Source organism: Ideonella sp. P3_A4, from assembly GCF_056403075.1.
In genome coordinates this window covers 1-3,332 of record NZ_JBFUGE010000629.1, presented here as the reverse complement: position 1 = coordinate 3,332, position 3,332 = coordinate 1, and the positions used below count along the sequence as shown (strand labels likewise).

Genomic DNA, 3,332 nt, shown 5'->3' with positions numbered 1-3,332 from the left:
ATGCAGCAGGCCGCGCGCCGTGGCTACGCCACCGCAACCGACCTGGCCGACTACCTGGTCAAGAAGGGCCTGCCGTTCCGTGATGCGCACGAGGTCGTCGCCCACGCGGTGAAAGAAGGCCTGAAGCTCGGCGTCGACTTGTCGGACCTGCCGCTGGCCACGCTGCAGGGCTTCCATGCCTCGATCGGCGACGACGTGTTCGAAGTGCTGAGCCTGACCGGCTCGCTGAACGCCCGCAACGTGATCGGCGGCACCGCGCCCAACCAGGCGCGGGCGCAGATCGAGCGGCACCGGGCGCGCCTGGGCTGATCAACAACGGGCGGCCTCGGGACGCCGCCCGCCGCGCGGTTCGTTGATCAGCCGGGCTGCCTGGTGATGCGCAGGTAGGGCTTCGGCGCCGTCCAGCCGCTGGGGAACAGCTTCTTGGCATCGTCGTCGGACACCGAGCCGGCGATGATCACGTCGTCGCCCTGCTGCCAGTTCGCCGGGGTGGCGACCTTGTGCTTGGCGGTCAGCTGCATCGAGTCCAGCACGCGCAGGATCTCGTCGAAATTGCGGCCGGTCGTCATCGGGTAGGTCAGCATCAGCTTGATGCGCTTGTCCGGGCCAATGATGAACACCGAGCGCACCGTGGCGTTGGTGGCCGCGGTGCGGCCGTCGGACGAGCCGGCTTCGTCGGCGGGCAGCATGTTGTAGAGCTTGGCCACCGCCAGATCGTGGTCGCCGATCATCGGGTACTTGGGCATGTGGCCCTGGGTCTCTTCGATGTCGGCGGCCCACTTGTGGTGGTTGTCCACCGGGTCCACGCTCAGGCCCATCAGCTTGGCGTTGCGCTTCGTGAACTCGGGCTGGATCTTGGCCATGTAGCCCAGCTCGGTGGTGCAGACCGGCGTGAAGTCCTTCGGGTGCGATAACAGGACCGCCCAGCTGTCGCCGATCCACTCGTGGAAGCGGACGGTGCCGTGGGTCGTTTCGGCGGTGAAGTCGGGGGCGATGTCGTTGATGCGCTGGGACATGGTGAAAGCTCCTGGAAGCGCGCGCTGAGGTTGAAGGCCACCGGCCCGGCGCGGCATCGGCGGGTGGCCTGGGTTCAGGAAGAAAATGGGTTCAGGCAGCGGCCAAGGCCTCGAGGCTGGGAACCTCGGCCAGCACAGCCATCCAGACATCTGGCGGAGCCGCGCTGCGAGCCACAGGCAGGTAGCGCGCCCATTGGGCCGGCGTGCAGACCGTTTTCAGCGCATGCACGAACACCCGGGTCGCGCCGGCTGGCGTGTTCTTGGTGCTGCCGTGGGCGGCCAGCGACTGCACGCCGTGCGCGACGAAATGTTCGAAGCCGCCGTGAGCGATGCCAGCGGACACGCACCATTCGGCAAACAGCGGTGCCTTGGGCTGCGGCAGGCGAGCCACCAGCGGCATCATGATGTCTTCCTCGTGCTTGAGGTGCGCCTCGGCGAAGCTGCGGTATTCGGCGAAGGCTTCGCGCACCGCCTCGGCGCCGCGCGGGATGGCGTCGGTCACGTCGCATTGCATGACGTGCTCGTCGATGTGCTCGGCCTGGAACATGGCCGCACCGGCGGCGCCGTCGAAGTAGTGATCCAGCATCGCCGCGCTGCCGCCGCCTGCGCCTTCGACACCGTCTTCCATCGCCGCGTGGACGGCGATCGCTGTCTGGTAGGCCCGCCATGCGGCCGCGAAACCGTCCAGGTCACCGGCCTCGGCCAGCCGCGGCAGCACTTTGGACAGGTCGTTGCGCAGCACCTCGTGGTAGTTGCGCATCACGGCGGGTACGGAGACTTCGGGTTCGGTCATGGCAGGCTCCTTGGGGCGGGTCGGTTGCGATGGAATGCAGTGTGCGGATCGTGGTCCCGGAAGTCGTTCAACCGGTGTTTAACGTTGTTAAACCTGGGTCGCGAGCCGCAGCGGCGATGCCGTAAGCTCCACGCCGGAGGCGCCCGCCGGGCCTGCCGAGACTGCCCAGACGGCCAAGAGGACCGAGTTGCCAAGCACCGCACGCACCGCCGCACCGGACGGGCCATTGCGCTTCGGGCCCGGCGGCCGCTTCGAACTGCGGCCCGCCGAGTACCGGCTGCTGGTGGATGGCCAGCCCGCCGCGCTGGGCGGCCGCGCGCTGGACCTGCTGATGGCGTTGGCGGCCCGACCGGCCGACCTGCACACCAAGAGCGAGCTGCTGGACCTCGTCTGGCCAGGGCTGGTGGTGGAAGAAGGCAACCTGCGCGTGCAGATCAACACCTTGCGCCGATTGCTGGGCGAAGACGCCATCGCCACCGTGCCCGGCCGCGGCTATCGCCTGAGCGTGACGCTGCTGGCCGAGCCAGCGGCTGCAGCACCGGCGCCCGAGCCCGTCACCGCAGCAGTGCCCGGGAGTGCGGCAACGCAGCGCCTGTTCGGGCGCGACGCCGACCTCGCCCAACTGGAAGCCGCACTGCTTGACCGCGGCGGCTGCACCACATTGGTCGGCACCCCCGGCGTCGGCAAGAGCAGCCTGGCGCGCGTGGCGCTGGCCCGCTGGCGGGGCTGCAGCGCGTGGGTCGACTTGGCACCGCTGACGCAAGGTGCCCAGGTGCCGGGTGCCATCGCCCGGGCGCTGGGCGGGCAGCTCGACGAAGGCGCCCCGGTGGCGCAGTTGCTGCGATTGTTGCCGCCCGACGCGCCAATGCTGCTGGTGCTCGACAACGCCGAACACCTGATCGAGCCTTGCGCCGAATGGGCCGTGCGGCTGCGTGATGCGCCGGCGCTGCGCCYGCTGGTCACGAGCCAGCTGCCCTTGGCGGTGGGCGGCGAACGGGTGCTGCGCCTGGAGCCCCTGCCCACCACCGACGCACCCGACGGCGCGCTGGCCCTGCTGGTCGAGCGCATCGCCGAGGCCGACCGCCGGTTCCAGGTGACGCCCATCACATTGCCACTGCTGGCGGCCCTGTGCCAACAGCTGGACGGCCTGCCGCTGGCACTGGAGATGGCCGCCGCGCGGGTGCCGCTGATGGGCCTGCGGGCCGTGCACGACGCGCTGGCCGAGCGCTTTGCGCTGCTGTCGCGCGGCCGCCGTGACTCCCCCGCGCGGCACCGCACGCTGCACGATGCGCTGGACTGGAGCCACGGCCTGTTGAGCGCGTCGGAGCAGCGGCTGTTCCGCGCGCTGGGCGTGTTCGCCGGCGGCTTCACGCTCGACCTGGCCGTGACGCTGACCGCCGACGAACATGTCGGGCGCTGGGACGTGGTCGACGGCCTGGCCGCGATGGTCGAACGCTCACTGGTCAGCGTCAACGGCGAAGATCCGCCGCTCTCCCGGCTGCTGGAGACGATGAGCGCCTATG

Annotated in this window: 3 protein-coding genes and 1 pseudogene; 2 read left to right on the top strand and 2 right to left on the bottom strand. The window is 69.9% G+C overall.

Annotated features, from left to right (window positions below; all coding sequences use genetic code 11):
• A pseudogene (locus AC1DYI_RS30200) lies at positions 1-309 on the top strand (argininosuccinate lyase); the annotation flags it as partial.
• 47 nt (positions 310-356) lie between these two features.
• Here the strand turns inward: AC1DYI_RS30200 and AC1DYI_RS30195 are convergent.
• The gene (locus AC1DYI_RS30195) at positions 357-1,016 is read right to left on the bottom strand and encodes a peroxiredoxin (protein WP_477207809.1); all 660 of its coding nucleotides are present in this window, start codon (positions 1,014-1,016) and stop codon (positions 357-359) included.
• 91 nt (positions 1,017-1,107) lie between these two features.
• The gene (locus AC1DYI_RS30190; protein WP_477207808.1) at positions 1,108-1,809 is read right to left on the bottom strand and encodes a hemerythrin domain-containing protein; all 702 of its coding nucleotides are present in this window, start codon (positions 1,807-1,809) and stop codon (positions 1,108-1,110) included.
• Positions 1,810-1,996: 187 nt separating this feature from the next.
• Here AC1DYI_RS30190 and AC1DYI_RS30185 point away from each other — a divergent pair.
• Positions 1,997-3,332 (top strand): ATP-binding protein (locus AC1DYI_RS30185; RefSeq protein WP_477207807.1); only part of this gene is annotated, 1,336 nt, incomplete at its 3' end.